Source organism: Bradyrhizobium sp. 613_E4_N2_2 (assembly GCF_052075995.1).
In the GTDB taxonomy this organism is placed as follows: domain Bacteria; phylum Pseudomonadota; class Alphaproteobacteria; order Rhizobiales; family Xanthobacteraceae; genus Bradyrhizobium; species Bradyrhizobium barranii.
In genome coordinates this window covers 3,903,178-3,920,078 of sequence record NZ_CP197234.1, presented here as the reverse complement: position 1 = coordinate 3,920,078, position 16,901 = coordinate 3,903,178, and the positions used below count along the sequence as shown (strand labels likewise).

General features: G+C 65.0%; 14 protein-coding genes and 2 tRNA genes. 11 read left to right on the top strand and 5 right to left on the bottom strand.

What is annotated here, in order from left to right:
* Positions 1-40 precede the first annotated feature (40 nt).
* The 5 genes from AB7290_RS18700 to pepT all read left to right on the top strand — a co-directional run bounded on the left by AB7290_RS18700 (position 41) and on the right by pepT (position 3,803).
* Entirely contained in the window at positions 41-1,336 is a 1,296-nt protein-coding gene (locus tag AB7290_RS18700) for a spinster family MFS transporter (RefSeq protein WP_085400374.1), read from the top strand.
* A gap of 142 nt (positions 1,337-1,478) precedes the next feature.
* A complete protein-coding gene (locus AB7290_RS18695; RefSeq protein WP_071913352.1) occupies positions 1,479-1,682 on the top strand; it encodes a hypothetical protein in 204 nt (67 codons plus the stop codon).
* 159 nt (positions 1,683-1,841) lie between these two features.
* A tRNA-Asp gene (locus AB7290_RS18690) sits at positions 1,842-1,918 on the top strand.
* A 185-nt stretch (positions 1,919-2,103) separates the two neighbouring features.
* Positions 2,104-2,433 carry an HU family DNA-binding protein gene (locus AB7290_RS18685; RefSeq protein WP_085400700.1) on the top strand — a complete coding sequence of 110 codons (330 nt, stop codon included), beginning with the start codon at positions 2,104-2,106 and terminating at the stop codon, positions 2,431-2,433.
* 119 nt (positions 2,434-2,552) lie between these two features.
* Positions 2,553-3,803: a peptidase T gene (gene pepT, locus AB7290_RS18680; protein WP_085400702.1), complete on the top strand. Its 1,251-nt coding sequence runs from the start codon at positions 2,553-2,555 to the stop codon at positions 3,801-3,803.
* Positions 3,804-3,973: 170 nt separating this feature from the next.
* Here the strand turns inward: pepT and AB7290_RS18675 are convergent, their stop codons facing one another.
* Entirely contained in the window at positions 3,974-4,690 is a 717-nt protein-coding gene (locus tag AB7290_RS18675) for a cation transporter (protein WP_085400703.1), read from the bottom strand.
* 187 nt (positions 4,691-4,877) lie between these two features.
* Here AB7290_RS18675 and AB7290_RS18670 point away from each other — a divergent pair, with 187 nt between their 5' ends.
* From AB7290_RS18670 to AB7290_RS18650, 5 genes are read left to right on the top strand one after another with little or no spacing between them, the layout of a single operon-like run.
* Positions 4,878-5,240, top strand: coding sequence for a hypothetical protein (locus AB7290_RS18670; protein WP_071913346.1), 363 nt, complete (start codon positions 4,878-4,880; stop codon positions 5,238-5,240).
* Between the two features lie 55 nt (positions 5,241-5,295).
* Positions 5,296-6,570, top strand: coding sequence for a divalent metal ion exporter subunit IhpA (ihpA, locus tag AB7290_RS18665; RefSeq protein ID WP_085400705.1), 1,275 nt, complete (start codon positions 5,296-5,298; stop codon positions 6,568-6,570).
* Entirely contained in the window at positions 6,567-7,544 is a 978-nt protein-coding gene (ihpB, locus tag AB7290_RS18660) for a divalent metal ion exporter adaptor subunit IhpB (protein ID WP_085400707.1), read from the top strand. The genes ihpA and ihpB overlap by 4 nt, the downstream gene beginning before the upstream one ends.
* On the top strand, positions 7,537-10,755 hold the full coding sequence (locus AB7290_RS18655) for an efflux RND transporter permease subunit (protein WP_354116198.1): 3,219 nt from the start codon (positions 7,537-7,539) through the stop codon (positions 10,753-10,755). Before ihpB ends, AB7290_RS18655 begins: the two co-directional genes overlap by 8 nt.
* Positions 10,756-10,757: 2 nt before the next feature.
* Positions 10,758-11,732: a cation diffusion facilitator family transporter gene (locus AB7290_RS18650; RefSeq protein WP_085400710.1), complete on the top strand. Its 975-nt coding sequence runs from the start codon at positions 10,758-10,760 to the stop codon at positions 11,730-11,732.
* Between the two features lie 127 nt (positions 11,733-11,859).
* Here the strand turns inward: AB7290_RS18650 and AB7290_RS18645 are convergent, their stop codons facing one another.
* Positions 11,860-12,720 (bottom strand): class I SAM-dependent methyltransferase, encoded by an 861-nt coding sequence (locus AB7290_RS18645; protein ID WP_085400712.1) that lies wholly within the window; start codon positions 12,718-12,720, stop codon positions 11,860-11,862.
* Between the two features lie 180 nt (positions 12,721-12,900).
* Positions 12,901-13,092 carry a hypothetical protein gene (locus AB7290_RS18640; RefSeq protein WP_014494837.1) on the bottom strand — a complete coding sequence of 64 codons (192 nt, stop codon included), beginning with the start codon at positions 13,090-13,092 and terminating at the stop codon, positions 12,901-12,903.
* Between the two features lie 433 nt (positions 13,093-13,525).
* Between AB7290_RS18640 and AB7290_RS18635 the strand changes: the two genes are divergently transcribed.
* Positions 13,526-13,602: transfer RNA gene (locus AB7290_RS18635), tRNA-Val, on the top strand.
* A 92-nt stretch (positions 13,603-13,694) separates the two neighbouring features.
* Here the strand turns inward: AB7290_RS18635 and AB7290_RS18630 are convergent.
* Complete coding sequence (locus AB7290_RS18630) at positions 13,695-14,099, bottom strand: GFA family protein (protein WP_085400713.1); 405 nt, start codon at positions 14,097-14,099, stop codon at positions 13,695-13,697.
* A 70-nt stretch (positions 14,100-14,169) separates the two neighbouring features.
* Positions 14,170-16,593 carry an endopeptidase La gene (lon, locus tag AB7290_RS18625; RefSeq protein WP_028149034.1) on the bottom strand — a complete coding sequence of 808 codons (2,424 nt, stop codon included), beginning with the start codon at positions 16,591-16,593 and terminating at the stop codon, positions 14,170-14,172.
* Positions 16,594-16,901 lie beyond the last annotated feature (308 nt).

Here is a 16,901-nt window from a genome sequence, read left to right as displayed (position 1 = left end):
TGGACCGGCAACGATAACAAAGACAAATTGGGGGGATGCGATGGTCGATGTGACGTCACAGATGTCGGTGCAGACGACTGCGGCGGCAAAGCCCCCGGCGCGGCGCTATTACGTGCTGGGCCTGCTCACCATCATCTACGCGCTGAACTTCCTCGACCGCACGATCTTCAACGTCCTGATCGAGCCGATCAAGAAGGAGTTTCAGCTCAGCGATACCATGATGGGGCTGCTCGCGGGCTTCGGCTTCGCGCTGTTCTATTCCCTGCTCGGCATTCCCATCGCGCGCGTCGCCGACCGGCTCAACCGGCGCAACATCGTCGCGGTGGCCCTTGCGTTCTGGAGTGCGATGACGGCGTTGTGCGGGGCGGCCTCGAGCGTGACCTCGCTGGCGCTGGCGCGCATCGGCGTCGGCATCGGCGAATCCGCGGGCTCGCCCGCCTCGCAATCGATCGTCGCCGATCTCTTCACCAAGAACGAGCGCCCGCGCGCGCTCGGCATCTACGCCATCGGCACCTATCTCGGCGTCTTCCTCGGCTATTTCATCGGCGGCTACGTCAACCAGCACTATGGCTGGCGGATGGCGTTCTACGTCGCCGGCCTGCCCGGCATCCTGCTCGCATTGATTCTGTGGCTGACGATCTCCGAGCCGAAGCGCGGCGCCATGCAGGAGAGTTTCGTGCCGGAGCCGCTCGGGCCGACACTGCGCTTCCTGGCCTCGCAGCAGAGCTTCATCATCGTGCTGATCGGCTTCTGCCTCACCACCTACACGAACTACGCAACGGCGGCCTGGATCCCGCCGTTCCTGGCCCGCGTGCACCATCTGTCGAGCTCCGAGATCGGCACCTATGCCGGCACCTTCAAGGGGCTCGCCGGCATGGCCGGCACATTGCTCGGCGGCTTCGTGGTGGCGCAGATCAGCCGCCGCGACGACCGCTGGAAGCTGTGGGCGCCGGCGATCACCTCAGGGCTGGCCGGCCCGGTGTTCGCGCTGTGCATGCTGACGCAGGATTTCTCGATGATGGTCGCGATGCTGGCGCTGACCTCGTTCCTGGTCGGCTTTCATCTCGGACCGATCTTCGCGATCGCGCAGACGGTGGCCAAGCCGAGCATGCGGGCGCTCGCCTCCGCCCTGATCGCGCTCACCGCCACCTGCTTCGGCCAGGGCGTCGGCCCGCTTGCCGTCGGCATGGTCAACGACGCCCTCAAGGGCACTTATGGCGCGGACGCCGTGCGCTATTCCCTGCTCTCGGCGGCGGTCACGACCACACTGGGCGCCCTGCTGTTCGTCTGGGCGGCCCGTTCGATCCGGGGCGATATCGGCCGGGCGGCGGCCTGAGACCTGTTCCGGCCGCCAGCCCGGCGAAACCGAGCGGGCGCATTAATGAAACCATTTTGCGGAACCCGCGAAACCATCCGGAAACAGATGGTCCTTAAGACATGAGCCCATAGACGGCGGCTAAGCCCGTCGGGAGGCCCATATGAACCACTCTATTCACTCGGCTGATCGTGGCACCCACCTGAAGATCGTGGTGGTGGCGCTGGTTGCCGGTATTCTGGTCGCCGGCTTCGGCATCGCAGCCCGCACCAACGTCGATACCAGCCAGACCGCCCAATCGGCTCACGTGATCAAGGCCGGCAAGCCGGTGGCCGTGACCAGCGCAGGCACGTCGGAGATTCGCTGACACGCCCTGTTTCGGGCTGACCGAGGCCGCCGCCTGGCGGCCTTTTTCGTTTTCCAGAGCAATGCTTAGCCGATGCGTCCTGACAAAGCGCAACGTCCTTGACTTCACCCAGCCCCGCCTTTAAGTCCCCCCTCGTTCCGCGCGCTTTCAGCGAACCACGCGGGAGTAGCTCAGTTGGTTAGAGCGCCGGCCTGTCACGCCGGAGGTCGCGGGTTCGAGCCCCGTCTCTCGCGCCATTTTGGCAATCCCTTCATAGTCTTAGCCCGAACTTCCCGATGCCTTTCGCGGCATTGCCGGCGTCTGCCGGGAACTCGTGGCATAGTCAGCCCGCGCCCGAATCGTCTACGCCTTCCAGGACTTGGAGGGATCCCCACGCTTGACCGGCTTTTCCGGGGCTTCCCTGTCATTGAGGAGGCCAGACATGGCTAAGAAGGATTCGGCCAAGAAGGATTCGGCGAAGAAGGCAGCCGCTCCCGCCACCATCACGCTCAAGCACCTCGCCGCTGACATCGCGGAGAGCCAGGACCTCTCGAAAAAGCACACCGAGGCCGTCCTGACCGACATGGTCGATCTGATCGCCAAGCACCTCAAGAAGGGCGACCGCGTCCGCATCGTCGGGCTCGGCATCCTCCAGGTCCGCAAGCGCGCCGCCCGCACCGGCCGCAACCCCACCACCGGCGAGGCGATCCACATCAAGGCCAGCAAGAAGGTCGCCTTCCGCCCGGTCAAGGAGCTCAAGGAAGCGATCTAGCAGCTACGTTTCGTTAAGCCTGATCCGCTTCGTTCCGGCCGCATCACGGCCCGCTTTTCTGATATACCGCCTGCTTCCCCCAAGCCTTGCTTCCCCAAGACCCGGCGGTTTGACCAGAAATGTCCTCCCTCTCCTTTTCGCACACCGTGACCGAACGCTTCCTGCGCTACGTCACCATCGACACCCAGTCCGATCCGGAATCCCCGGCCTCGCCCTCGACCGAGAAACAGAAAGATCTCGGCCGCGTGCTCGCCGCCGAGCTGAAGGCCATGGGCGTCGCCGACGCGCATCTCGACGACTTCGGCTACGTCTACGGAACGATCCCGGCCAACACCGACAAAAAGGTGCCGGTGATCTGCTTCTGCTCGCACATGGACACCTCGCCCGACGTGACCGGCAAGGACGTCAAGCCGCAGCTGGTGAAGGACTATCGCGGCGGCGATATCACCCTGCCGGGCGATACCAGCCAGGTGATCCGCTTCACTGAACATCCCGCGCTGAAGAACCAGATCGGCAACGACATCATCACCACCGACGGCACCACGCTCTTGGGCGCCGACAACAAGGCCGGCGTCGCCGAGATCATGGATGCCGCGCATTTCTTCATCAACAACCCCGATGTGAAGCACGGCACCATCAAGATCCTGTTCACGCCGGACGAGGAGATCGGCCGCGGCGTCGACAACGTCGACCTGAAGAAGCTCGGCGCCGATTTCGGCTACACCATGGACGGCGAGAGCGCCGGCAGCGTCGAGGACGAGACCTTCTCGGCCGACGGCGCCACCATCACCATCAACGGCGTCAGCGCCCATCCCGGCTACGCCAAGGGCAAGATGGAGCACGCGATCAAGATCGCAGCCGCCATCGTCGAGCGGCTGCCGAAGGAAGGCTGCTCGCCCGAGACGACGTCAGGCAAGCAGGGCTTTCTGCATCCGATCGGCATCGACGGCGCGCTGGAGCAGGCGACGCTCTCCTTCATCGTGCGCGACTTCACCGAGGAAGGGCTGAAGGAGAAGGAAGTTCTGCTCGAGAACATCGTCAAGGACGTGATGAAGGACTATCCGCGCTCGACCTACAAGTTCGAGGTCAGGGAGCAGTACCGCAACATGAAGCAGGTGATCGACCGTCACCCGCACATCCTCGAATACGCCATCGAGGCGATCCGCCGTGCCGGCCTGCGCCCGATGCGCACCGCGATCCGCGGCGGCACCGACGGCTCGCGCCTGTCCTTCATGGGCCTGCCCTGCCCCAACATCTTTGCCGGCGAGCACGCGTTTCATTCGCGGCTCGAATGGGTCAGCCGGCAGGACATGGAAAAGGCGGTGCAGACGATCGTGCATCTCGCGATGATCTGGGAGGAGAAGGCGTAGGAACGCCGCACCTCCCGGCAGCAGGGCAAAATAATTCCGAGCCCTGCGGAACGATCCAGTACAGGGCGCGTTAGCGCTTCAAGTCCCAAGGATGAGAATGTGAGCACAAAAGGCCTCAGCCGGTCAGCCCCGGGCTGAGGCCTTTCCGCGTTTGGATCGCGCCCCCCCCGTCAGGCAGTCACGGCAGCTTGCCCGCCGCGATACTCTGCCCATGCTTGCCGCAGAATTTGCAGCGACGAGGTCAGGAAGATTCCAGCCATTACCGCAGCGACAGCCAAATCGGGCCATGCCGTCGCGGTTCCAAATACACCGATGGCAGCGACCATCACGATGACGTTGCCGATCGCGTCATTGCGCGAGCAGAGCCAAACCGAGCGCACGTTGGCATCGCCGTCCTTGTAGCGCGCGAGCAGGAGAACCGAGGTGAGGATCGCCGCCAGCGCGGCCAGGCTCATCGCTCCCATCAGCTCCGCACGCGGGAGCCCCAGGACCAAGGTCTGATAGAGCGTTGACCCGAACACCCAGGCGGCCATGGCACTGAGCGACAACCCCTTGAACAACGCGGCGGTGGCACGCGTCTTGATGCTCGCGCCGATCACCGAAAGGCTCAGGCCGTAGGTGACCGTGTCGGCGAGGAAGTCGAGAGCGTCGGCCTTGAGAGCCTGGGAGCCGGCCAAATGGCCCGCCGCCATTTCGCTCACGAACATCGCCGCGTTGATGGCGATGACGGTCCACAGCACGCGCTTGTATCGCGGATCGAGCCCGTCGAAGACCGGAACGCCCGCCGAGCAGCAGTCGGCGCAGCCTGACGCGGCGACTTCCTCCACACGGGCTTTGGCGGCTTCCCCGCAGCACGCATCGTGCGAGCAGCAAGACTCTTCGGGCATTCCGAGCTCCCTCTCGTCGTTTCTATCTTACCATCGGACCGTAACGATGGCGATGAACAAACGACGCTGCTTGCAATCGCGTGGACACATGCGGGTGCGACGTTCAGTTCCGCACACGTAACATTATTGCGGGTCGACACTGTTCCGGTCGCCATGCTACGAACCCGGACGTAACCAGAGTGACTTCGTGACTGCGATCCGCCGCCCGATCAGATTGTTTCGCCTGCGCAACTGGCGCGGGCTGTTGGCTGCGTGTCTCGCAATCAGCTATCTGCTGTCGGGCGTGTTGCATACGTGCCAATGCCTGGACGTGACCAATCCGTTCGGCCAGCTGGAAATCGCTGCGTCGCCGGGACCCGATTCCGGAGATACGGATAGCAAGACGCTGGCGGCCCATCACTGTCATGGCTGTTTCTCGGTCGTCTTCGCGCAACTGCTGCTGCCTGACGCAATGTCGGAGCTGGTGGCCGCGTCAAATCCGCCTCGGCTGACTGTGCTTGCAGGCGTCGTGCCCGACACCGACTCTCCGCCCCCCAAACATCTGACCTGAACTGATCGGCCGGGCGCCCGTGCGCCTACGATGCTATTGTTCACAGGTCACCTTCATGTCTTGCAGACGGACTGCCGCGCGCCTGGCGTGCGCGATGGCGATTTTCGTCAGCCCCTGGCTGACGCAACACACGCACGCCCAGACGCTTACGATGCGGAGCGCGCTGTCGCGCGCGCTGACCGCGAGCCCGCGGCTCACCGCGGCGGAGCGCGACGTCGGCATCGCCACGGGGCAGCGCATCCAGGCCGGCGCGCTGCTCAATCCGGAGCTGTCCTATGAACAGGACAATTCGTTCGGGTCGGGCATCTATCGCGGCACGAGATCGGCCGAGACCACGCTCCAGATCAGCCAGGCCTTCGAGCTGTTCGGCAAGCGTGATGCGCGGATCGCCGCGGGCGCCGCCGGCATCGAGGTGGCCGCGATCCAGCGCAAGGCCGTCAGGCTGGAGGTGCTGTCGGAGACTGCGATCGCCTTCCTCAGCGTGCTCGGCGCGCAGCGGCGCATCCAGATCCTCGACGAGCAGATCGCCGCGATCGACCGGCTGACGCCGCTGCTGCGCCGCCGCGTCGAGGCCGGCGCCTCCTCACCGGCCGAGACCGGCCGCGCCGAGGTCGCGTCCGCCCTGGTGAAGGCCGACCGCGAACGCTTCAAGGCAACGCTGGCGAGCGCCCGGCGCGAGCTTGCGGTGCTGATGGGGGATCCCGCGGCAAAATTCGGCGACGTCTCCGGCCGGCTCGACACCACGGGAAAGACGCCGACGTTCCAGTCGGTGGTCGCCGCCATCGATGCCAATCCGCAGCTGGTGCGCTGGACCGCGGTCTATGCCCAGCGCAACGCCGAGCTGTTGATGGCGCGCTTAAGGCCCTATCCCGACGTGCGCATCGCCGCCGGCTGGCGCCATTTCAACGAGACCAATGACGACGCGGTGCGCCTTACCGTCTCGGTGCCGATTCCCGTGTTCGACCAGAACCAGGGCAATATCCTCTCGGCGCAGGAAAGCCTCGCCAAGACCAGGGCCGAGCGCGAGGCCAACCGCAACACGCTGATCGTGGTCGCCGGCCGCGCCTACGACTCGCTCCAGGGCTCGCTGCGCGAGCTCGCGGTGCTGCGCGAGACCGCGATTCCGAAAGCCACGGAAGCCTCGGAGGCGATCGCGCAGGGCTACGGCCAGGGCCGCTTCTCGCTGCTCGAAGTGCTCGACGCTCAGGCGAGCGTCACCCAAGCGCGGCTGCGCGAGCAGGAGGCGCTGCAGAACTTCCATGCCGGCGTTGCGACCATCGAAGGCCTCGTCGGCAATCCCTTTGCGCTGGCCCGGGAGAGCGCGCGATGAAGACATCCTCCACCATCGTCGTTGCCATCGTTGCCGCAGCACTTGGCGCTTACGGCTATTCCCTGCTCGCGCCTGCCGGGGTCGCGCACACCGAGCATGCCGCGGACAAGAAGCCGGAGAAGCCGAACGACCATGTCGAGCAGGACGAGCACGGCGCCGACCGTATCCGCATCTCCGACGTCAAGCTGGCGGCCGCCGGTGTCACGCTGGCGGAGGCCGGGAGTGCGACGCTGACCGATACGCTGTCCTTCAACGGCATCTTGCGCGCCAATCAGGAAGCCGTCGTGCAGGTGACGCCGCGCTTTCCGGGGGTCGCCAAATCGATCCAGAAGCGCATCGGCGACAGGGTCGGCAAGGACGATCTGCTCGCCGCGATCGAGAGCAACCAGAGCCTCACCGTCTACGAGCTGAAGGCGCCGATCGCCGGCACCATCATCGAGCGGCAGATCTCGCTCGGCGAATACGCCTCCGAGCAGAAGCCGGCCTTTGTGGTCGCCGACCTCTCGACGATCTGGGTCGACCTGTCGATCTACCGGCAGGACCTCCGGCGCGTCCGCCTCAACGACGAGGTGCTGATCGATCCCGACGATGGCCGCGGCGAGATCAAGGGCACGATCTCCTACATGGCGCCGATCGGCAGTAGCGAGACCCAGACCGCGCTCGCCCGCGTGGTGCTGCCAAATCCGGACGGGCGCCTGCGTCCCGGCCTGTTCGTCACGGCGCGGCTGATCCTCGCCGCCCGCAACGTCGCGGTCGCCGTACGCCGAAGTGCGATCCAGACGCTGGAGAACAGGACCATCGTGTTCGTCCGCGAGGACGGCGACAAGATCGAGGCGCGTCCGGTGGAGCTTGGAGACTCCGATCCGCGCCATGTCGAGATCAAGGCGGGTCTTTCGGCCGGCGAGCATTACGTCGCCGAGAACAGCTTTGTCGTGAAGGCGGAGATGGGCAAGGGCGAGGCCGAGCATGATTGAGCGTCTCACCGCCGTCTCGCTTCAGCAGCGCTGGCTGGTCCTCCTGCTCGCGCTCGGCGCCGTCGCTTTCGGAGGGTGGAATTTCCAGCGCCTGCCGATCGACGCCGTCCCCGATATCACCAACGTCCAGGTCCAGATCAACACCCGCGCGCCCGGCTACTCGCCACTCGAAACCGAGCAGCGCATCACCTTCCCCGTCGAGACCGCGATGGGCGGCCTGCCGAAGCTCGATTACACCCGCTCGCTGTCGCGCTACGGCCTGAGCCAGGTGACGGTCGTGTTCAAGGACGGCACCGACATCTATTTTGCCCGCCAGCTCGTGGGCGAGCGCATCCAGCAGGTGAAGGACCAGCTTCCGGCGGGCGTCGAGGTCGCGATGGGCCCGGTCTCGACCGGCCTGGGCGAAATCTTCATGTACACCGTCGAGGCCAAGGCGGGCGCGAAGACGCAAGGCGGTCACGACTATTCGCTGACCGATCTGCGCACCGTGCAGGACTGGATCATCCGGCCGCAGCTTCGCAACGTGCCCGGGGTGATCGAAGTCAACACCATCGGCGGCTTCGAGCGGCAGTTCCACGTGCTGCCGGACCCCGGCAAGCTGATGGCCTACCGGCTCGGCTTTCGCGACGTCATGACGGCGCTCGCCGCCAACAACGCCAATGTCGGCGCCGGCTATATCGAACGCAACGGCGAGCAGTATCTCGTGCGCTCCCCGGGCCAGGTCGGCAACATCAGCGAGATCCAGGACATCGTGATCGGCTCGCGCGGCGGCAATCCCGTCAGGATCAGGGATGTCGCCACCGTCAAGGAAGGCCGCGACCTCCGCACGGGAGCGGCGACGCGCGACGGCGAGGAGACCGTGCTCGGCACCGCCATGCTGCTGATCGGCGAGAACAGCCGCAGCGTGGCGCGCCGCGTCGCAGCCCGTCTCGACGAGATCGCCAAATCGCTGCCCGACGGCGTCGTGACGCGGACCGTCTACGACCGCACCCATCTGGTCGAGGCCACCATCCGCACGGTCGAAAACAACCTCCTGGAAGGTGCGGCGCTGGTCGTGGCCGTGCTGTTCCTGATCCTCGGAAACATCCGCGCCGCGCTCGTGGTGGCCTGCGTCATTCCGCTCTCCATGGCCATGACGATCACCGGCATGGTCGAAACAAAAGTCAGCGCGAACCTGATGAGCCTGGGGGCGATCGATTTCGGCATCATCGTCGACGGCGCCGTGATCATCGTCGAGAACTGCCTGCGCATGCTGGCCGAGGCGCAGCGCCAGAAAGGCGGGCTGCTCTCCACCCCCGAACGGCTGCGCGCGATCCTGCGCGGGTCGCGCGAGGTCATCAAGCCGAGCCTGTTCGGAACGCTGATCATCGCGGTTGTCTACCTGCCCGTACTGACGCTGACCGGCGTCGAGGGCAAGATGTTCACGCCGATGGCGCTGACCGTGCTGATGGCGCTGGGCGCCGCGGTGCTGTTCTCCATCACCTTCGTGCCGGCGGCGGTTGCCATCTTCGTCACCGGCAAGGTGTCGGAACACGAAAACCTGTTCATGCGGGTGGCGAAGCGCATTTATCTCCCCCTGCTCCGCCTCGCGATCGACAATCGGGTCGCGGTCACCGTCATGGCCGCCATCATCGTGGTCGCAAGCGGCATTGCCGCCGCACGCATGGGCGGCGAGTTCATCCCGAGCCTGGACGAAGGCGACGTCGCGCTGGCCTCGATCCGGATTCCCGGCACCAGCCTCACGCAGTCGCTGGATCTGCAAAAGGCGCTGGAAAAGCGCATCAAGGAGATTCCCGAGGTGAAGGAATTCTTCACCCGCATCGGCACCGCCGAAATCGCGACCGACCCGATGTCGCCGGCGCAGACAGACGGCTACATCATGCTGAAGCCGCGCGCGGAATGGCCCGATCCGGACAAGCCGAAATCGGAGGTGATCGAGGCTATCGACCACGCTGCCGACGACATTCCCGGCAGCGCCTATGAAATCTCCCAGCCGATCCAGTTCCGTGTCAACGAGCTGATCTCCGGCGTGCGCAGCGACGTCGGCATCAAGGTCTTCGGCGACGACCTCGACATCCTCCAGGGCGCCGCAAAGCAGGTCGAGGCCGCAATCCGCGGCATCCGCGGCGCCAGCGACGTCAAGATCGAGCAGGTCTCGGGCCTGCCGATCCTCACCGTCCGGCTCGACCGCCAGGCGCTCGCCCGCTACGGGCTCAGCATCGGTGAGGTGCAGGGGATCGTCGAGATCGCGGTCGGTGGCAAGTCGGCAGGCAAGCTGTTCGAGGGCGACCGCCGTTTCGATATCGTCGTGCGCCTGCCGGAACATCTGCGCGGCAATCTCGACGCGATCCGGGCCATCCCGATCCCGCTGCCGCCGAGCGAGGAAGCAGCAAGCGGCACCGCCGTTCGAACGGCGCTGACCGCCTCTCCCCTTGCCCAGATGCGCTATGTTCCGCTGTCGTCGGTCGCAACTGTCGATGCGACGCCCGGCCCGAACCAGATCAGCCGTGAGAACGGCAAGCGGCGCATCGTCGTCACCGCCAATGTCCGCGCGCGCGATCTCGGTTCCTTCGTGAGCGAGGCGGAAGCCGCCGTCGCCGAGAAGGTCAAGCTGCCGCCCGGCTATTGGATCGGCTGGGGCGGCCAGTTCGAGCAGCTGGTCTCGGCGACCAAGCGGCTGATGATCGTGGTACCGGTGGCGCTCCTGCTGGTGTTCCTGCTGCTGTTCATGGGCATGGGATCGGCGGCGGATGCGGCTTTGGTGTTCTCCGGCGTGCCGCTGGCGTTGACGGGCGGCGTTGCCGCGCTGCTGCTGCGCGGCATTCCGCTGTCGATCAGCGCCGGTGTCGGCTTCATCGCATTGTCGGGCGTGGCTGTTCTCAATGGTCTCGTCATCATCGCCTTCATCGAGCGGCTGCGCAGCGAGGGGCGCCCCGTGGCCGACGCGGTACGCGAAGGTGCGCTGACGCGGCTGCGCCCAGTGCTGATGACCGCGCTGGTCGCCTCCCTCGGCTTCGTGCCGATGGCGCTCGCCACCGGCGCCGGCGCCGAGGTGCAGCGTCCGCTGGCGACCGTGGTGATCGGCGGCATCATCTCCTCGACCGTGCTGACGCTGCTGGTGCTGCCGGCGCTCTATGCGCTGTTCCGGCGTGACGGGGCTGCCGAAACGCCTACAATGGCGCCTGATTTGGCGGCGTCCGGGGAGCGCTAGATTTGGGCAGCCACGACCATCACGGTCATCACCACCATGATCATGCCGGCCACGGGCATGATCACGGGCATAACCACGGTTCTGGCCACCCGCATGTCCATGCGCCCGCCAATTTCGGCACGGCGTTCGCGATCGGCATTTCGCTCAACACCGCGCTGGTCGTGGCCGAGGCGATCTACGGCTATATCGGCAACTCCACCGCCCTGCTCGCCGACGCCGGCCATAACCTCAGCGACGTGCTCGGCCTGGTTGTGGCCTGGTGCGCGTCGATTGCGGCAAGGCGCGCGCCGAGCGGCCGCTTCACCTACGGTTTTCGCGCCTCCACCATCCTGGCGGCGCTCGCAAATGCGGTGTTCCTGCTGGTCGCAACAGGGGCGATCGGCTGGGAGGCAATCTTGCGGCTGCGCGAGCCGGAGCCGGTCGCGGGCGTCACCGTGATGGTGGTCGCCGGCATCGGCATCCTCATCAATGGTTTTACCGCCATGCTGTTCGCGCGCGGACGCAAGGACGACATCAACATCGAGGGCGCCTATCTGCACATGGCGGCCGACGCCGCGGTCTCGCTTGGCGTCGTGATCTCGGCGGCGCTGATCATCTGGACCGGCTGGCTCTGGCTCGATCCCGTCACCAGCCTCGTCATCTGCGCCACCATCCTCTGGAGCACCACCAGCCTGCTGCGCGGCTCTATCGACATGTCGATGGCGGCGGCGCCCAAGGGCACCGACATCGCCGCTATCAGGATCTTTCTGCTGGAGCGGCCCGGCGTCTCGGGAATCCACGACCTCCACGTCTGGCCGATCTCGACCACCGAGACGGCGCTGACGTGCCACCTCGTCATGCCCGCCGGGGCCGGCGATGCATTCCTGATGGAGACGGCGCAGCAGCTGAGGGTGTCGTTCCGCATCGGCCACACAACGCTTCAGATCGAGACGCATCCGGATAACGGGTGCGCACTGGCGCCGGATGATGTGGTGTAATGGGCACAACGCCTCCCCATCGTCATTGCGAGCGAAGCGAAGCAATCCAGACTGTCTCCGACGAGGCAGTCTGGATTGCTTCGTCGCTTCGCTCCTCGCAATGACGACGTGGAGAGAGAGCGGCGTCTTACGCCGCCTTCGCCGTCACGATCCAGATCGCGCCCTGCAGCGCTACGCTTTGTCCCTTCAGGAACGGCGCCAGCATCTCGCGGATCGAGGCTTTTGCGGCCTCGTACGTCTCCGGCGGATGGCCCTGCAGCGCGCGGCTGGCCGGGCCGATCTGGAGCGCGCCGTCCACGGCGGCATCGAGCCCGCCGCCGATCGCGACATCCATCGCGAGATTGTGCGGCTGCATCGCCACGTCCGCGAATCCGGCGCCCTTCAGGATACGCATCACGCGCTCTTCAGAAGCAAAGGCGAACGGGCCCGGCTCTTCCGGCCCGACCGGCGGCATCTTCGGGACATGTTTGTAGACCGCCATCAGCGGCGCCATCATCCACGGATTTTCCTTCGGCTCGCGCCAGCAGGCGAAGGCGAGCCGTCCGGTCGGCTTCAGCGCGCGCCGCAAATTGGTGAAGGACGCAATGGGATCGGCGAAGAACATGACGCCGAAGCGCGACGCCAACAGGTCAAAACTCGCCGGCTCGAACGGATGCACCGTCGCATCCGCCAGCACGAAATCGAGCGGCAGGCCTTTTGGCGCAAACGCGCGCGCCTGCGACAGCATCGGGTCGGAGACGTCGAGGCCGAGCGCGAAGCCATCGGACGCGACAGCCTTCGCGAACGCGAACGTCGTCGCACCGGAGCCGCAGCCGACATCGAGCACGCGCTCGCCCGGCTTCGGCCTGGCGCGGTCGATCAGCACGTCGGCGATGGGTCCGAGCAAGCTTTCCTGGGCAGCGTGCCGATCGGCCCAGCGCTGCCCGCTCGGACCGTTCCAATAGGCGATCTGGTCGGCATTCTCTGCGTGTCCGCTTGGCTGTTCCATGGATCCCCTCCGGCAGCTTGGTCGAAAGACCCCGATGCCGAAAAGCAAGGACGCCGTCAACTGAGGCGGCCTGTTCGGTCCACCTGTCAGCGAGACGTTCTTGCGTTCACGCCGCACGACACGGCGTCAGAGGTTGACGGACCGCCGAGGTCTTCAACTGCCGACCTGCGCTACGCCGGATCATTCGGCCGCGAGCGAAACTCCGGTTCGCTTGGCGAGGACGCGGCGAAAGTCGGCTGCCAGCTCGTCGTAATAGTTGGCAAGCTCCTCGTAGAAGGCCCGACCGGCCTCATCAGGAGCTTCTTGAGCCGCTTTCATGCAGTGGGCGGCTTTCGACTCGTACCTTTCCAGCTTGATGCGAAGATCACTCATCACGGCGATACTCCACGCTGCCACAGGGAGCCGTAACGTTGGTTCGGATGGCGATCAAAAAGATGACCGAAAAAGGGCAATTTTGGACCCTTGGAGGGCGGCTCGTGGGCGTCCGATGCCAGGCGCAACGAGCCAGGACAGCCGCCAGCGGCCAAATCGGCGCGCCGTCAGCCGGAACTACCAAATTGGAATGATCGAGCCGCGGCGGCTCATGCGTCGCACTTCGCGCAAACACGCCCGGCAACAATGTCGGTAGATGAGGTCCAGCAGGGCACACATTGGCCACCCCTCCATCGTGAATTGCGGTGGACATTGGCCGACTCGCGGGCGGACACCTGTGACAATCATCACAAAGGCGGTCTTGCTCGAGCCCTGTTTGCGATGCGTTCGGGCCTTGCTCGAACACCCGCGGGAGGGCTAAAGAGGCGCCTTGGGGCGGTTAGCTCAGCTGGTTAGAGCATCTCGTTTACACCGAGAGGGTCCGCGGTTCGAATCCGTGACCGCCCACCAGCCTGCGCTCGCGCAGCGACGCAGGCTGCCACGCCGAATCCCAACGGGCGAAGGCGGGCTTTTTGCGGCGAGCTTCGGCTTGGCAAGCCAGCCTAATCCCCCGGCCTCCCCGGCAGCAACGGCACCGCGTCGATCCACACCGCCGCCGACTGGCACCAGATCTGCCTGACGGGCCGCAATTTGTCGCGCTGGCGGATTGAGCCCCAGCGGATGCCCCAATCGTCAGCCTGGTCGCCCTCGCCGCTGGTGAACAGCGGGGAACCGCAGTCGGCGCAGAAGTGCTGGAAGCGCATCCGGCCGTTGTCGCCGCGCTTGCCGTAGACTTTTGGCGTGCCGCTGGTCAGCCTGACGTCGGCCTTGCTACAGATCGCGGTCACCCGGAACGGCGATCCCGTCAGGGTCTGACAATCCCGGCAATGGCAGACCGACACCGTCTCGGGATCGATCTCGGCCTCGAAGGTGATCTGCCCGCAATGGCACTGCCCGTCGATCTGCATCGCCCTGATCCCTGCCCCCAAAAACAAAAACGGCGCCCGAAGGCGCCGTTTTATCATCTTTCGCTGAACCTCAGTGAGCGGTCAGTCCGCCGGCGGCCTCGTCCCCGTCCGGCTTCACCGTCACCTTGGTGTCCTCTTCCCAGACGATCGGCACCGGCTTCTTCACCAGCGCTTTGGCGACGACGTCGTCCAAACGCGACACCGGGATGATCTCCATGCCGCCCTTGATCGCATCGGAAATCTCCGTGAGATCCTTGGCGTTGTCCTCGGGGATCAGCACCGTCTTGATGCCGCCGCGGGCAGCGGCCAGCAGCTTCTCCTTCAGGCCGCCGATCGGCAGCACACGGCCGCGCAGCGTGATCTCGCCGGTCATCGCGACATCGTGGCGGACCGGAATGCCGGTCATGACCGAGATGATCGCGGTGGCCATCGCCACACCCGCCGACGGACCGTCCTTCGGCGTCGCGCCTTCCGGCACGTGCACGTGGATGTCGCGCCGGTCGAACAGCGGCGGCTCGATGCCGTAGACGATCGCACGCGAGCGCACGTAGGACGCCGCTGCCGAGATCGACTCCTTCATCACGTCGCGCAGATTGCCCGTGACCGTCATCTTGCCCTTGCCGGGCATCATGACGCCTTCGATCGTCAACAGCTCGCCGCCGACATCGGTCCAGGCAAGGCCCGTGACGATACCGACCTGCGGCTCGCTCTCGATCTCGCCGAAGCGGTACTTCGGCACGCCGAGCAACTCTTCCAGAGTCTTCTCGGTGACCTTGACCGACTTCTTCTTGGAGATCATCAGCTCCTTCACCGCCTTGCGGGCGAGTGTGGAGAGCTCACGCTCCAGATTACGCACGCCCGCTTCGCGGGTGTAGCGGCGGATCAACAGCAGCAGCGCGTCGTCGTCGATCGAGAACTCCTTGGAGTCCAGGCCGTGCTTGGACACCGCGTTCGGGATCAGATGCTTGCGCGCGATCTCGACCTTCTCGTTCTCGGTGTAGCCCGCGATCCGGATGATCTCCATGCGGTCCATCAGCGGCCCCGGAATATTGAGCGTATTCGCGGTCGTGATGAACATCACGTTGGACAGATCGTAGTCGACCTCGAGGTAGTGGTCGTTGAAGGTCCCGTTCTGCTCGGGGTCCAGGACCTCGAGCAGCGCCGAAGACGGATCGCCGCGGAAATCGGCGCCCATCTTGTCGATCTCGTCCAGCAGGAACAGCGGATTGGACGACTTCGCCTTCCGCATCGACTGGATGATCTTGCCGGGCATCGAACCGATATAGGTGCGGCGGTGACCGCGGATCTCGGCCTCATCGCGCACGCCACCGAGCGAGACGCGCACGAATTCGCGCCCCGTCGCCTTCGCGATCGACTTGCCGAGCGAGGTCTTGCCGACGCCGGGGGGGCCGACGAGGCAGAGGATCGGTCCGGTCAGCTTGTTGGCGCGCGACTGCACCGCGAGATACTCGACGATACGGTCCTTGACCTTCTCCAGCCCGTAGTGATCGGCATCCAGAACCGCCTGCGCCGATTCCAGATCCTTCTTCACCTTGGACTTCTTGTTCCACGGGATCGACAGCAGCCAATCCAGATAGTTGCGCACGACGGTCGCTTCCGCGGACATCGGCGACATCTGGCGCAGCTTCTTCAATTCATGCTGCGCCTTCTCGCGCGCTTCCTTGGAGAGCTTGGTCTTGGAGATCTTCTCTTCGAGATCGGCGAGTTCGTCGCGACCGTCGTCGTCGCCGAGCTCCTTCTGGATCGCCTTCATCTGCTCGTTGAGATAATACTCGCGCTGGGTCTTCTCCATCTGGCGCTTGACGCGCGAGCGGATGCGCTTCTCGACCTGCAGCACCGAGATCTCGCTCTCCATCAGGCCCAGCACCTTCTCGAGGCGCGTGGTGACCGACAGCGTCTCCAGGATTTGCTGGCGATCCGCAATCTTGACGGCGAGATGCGAGGCAACGGTGTCGGCGAGCTTGGCGAAATCGGTGATCGCTTGCACGACGCCGACGACCTCGGCCGAGATCTTCTTGTTGAGCTTCACATAGCTCTCGAAGTCGGACACGACCGAGCGCGACAGTGCCTCCGCCTCGACCGATTTCGCATCGGTGTCGGCGAGCGCAATCGCGGTCGCTTCGTAGTACTCGCTGCGATCAGTGTATTTCTGCACGCGCGCACGCTCGAGCCCTTCGACCAGCACCTTCACGGTGCCGTCGGGAAGCTTCAAGAGCTGAAGCACGCTGGCGAGCGTACCGGTCTCGTAAATGGCGTCGGGCGCCGGATCATCGTCGGACGCGTTCTTCTGCGTCGCGAGCATGATCAGCGCGTCGTTCTTCATCACCTCTTCGAGCGCGCGGATCGACTTCTCGCGACCGACGAAGAGCGGAACGATCATGTGCGGGAAGACGACGATATCGCGCAGCGGCAGCACGGGATAGGCGTGCGTTTCGCCATGGACGATGGTTGGCCGGGGTTTTGGATTAGTCATGGCCTTTTCCTTTTGCTTTGCCCCCTTGCACGCAGCCCGCCATGCTCATGCGCAACCGCCACAAGGTGCCGAGGTGATCCACAAAACCGGCCTACCATTCTAAGGTTGGACCGGGCTTGCCGGATCGGAACTGAGGCGAATCTTGAAGAGAATTTTCGCTCGCCGTCGACATTAGGTGGCTATCGACCGGGGGGGTGTCAAGTCATTGAAAGACGCGCGCCATCAGGCGCTTACGCACGCGTATAAGCGACGCAACATCGGCTGCGGAGAACCATTCCGCAGCCGCTACTATCAAAGACGATTGGAGC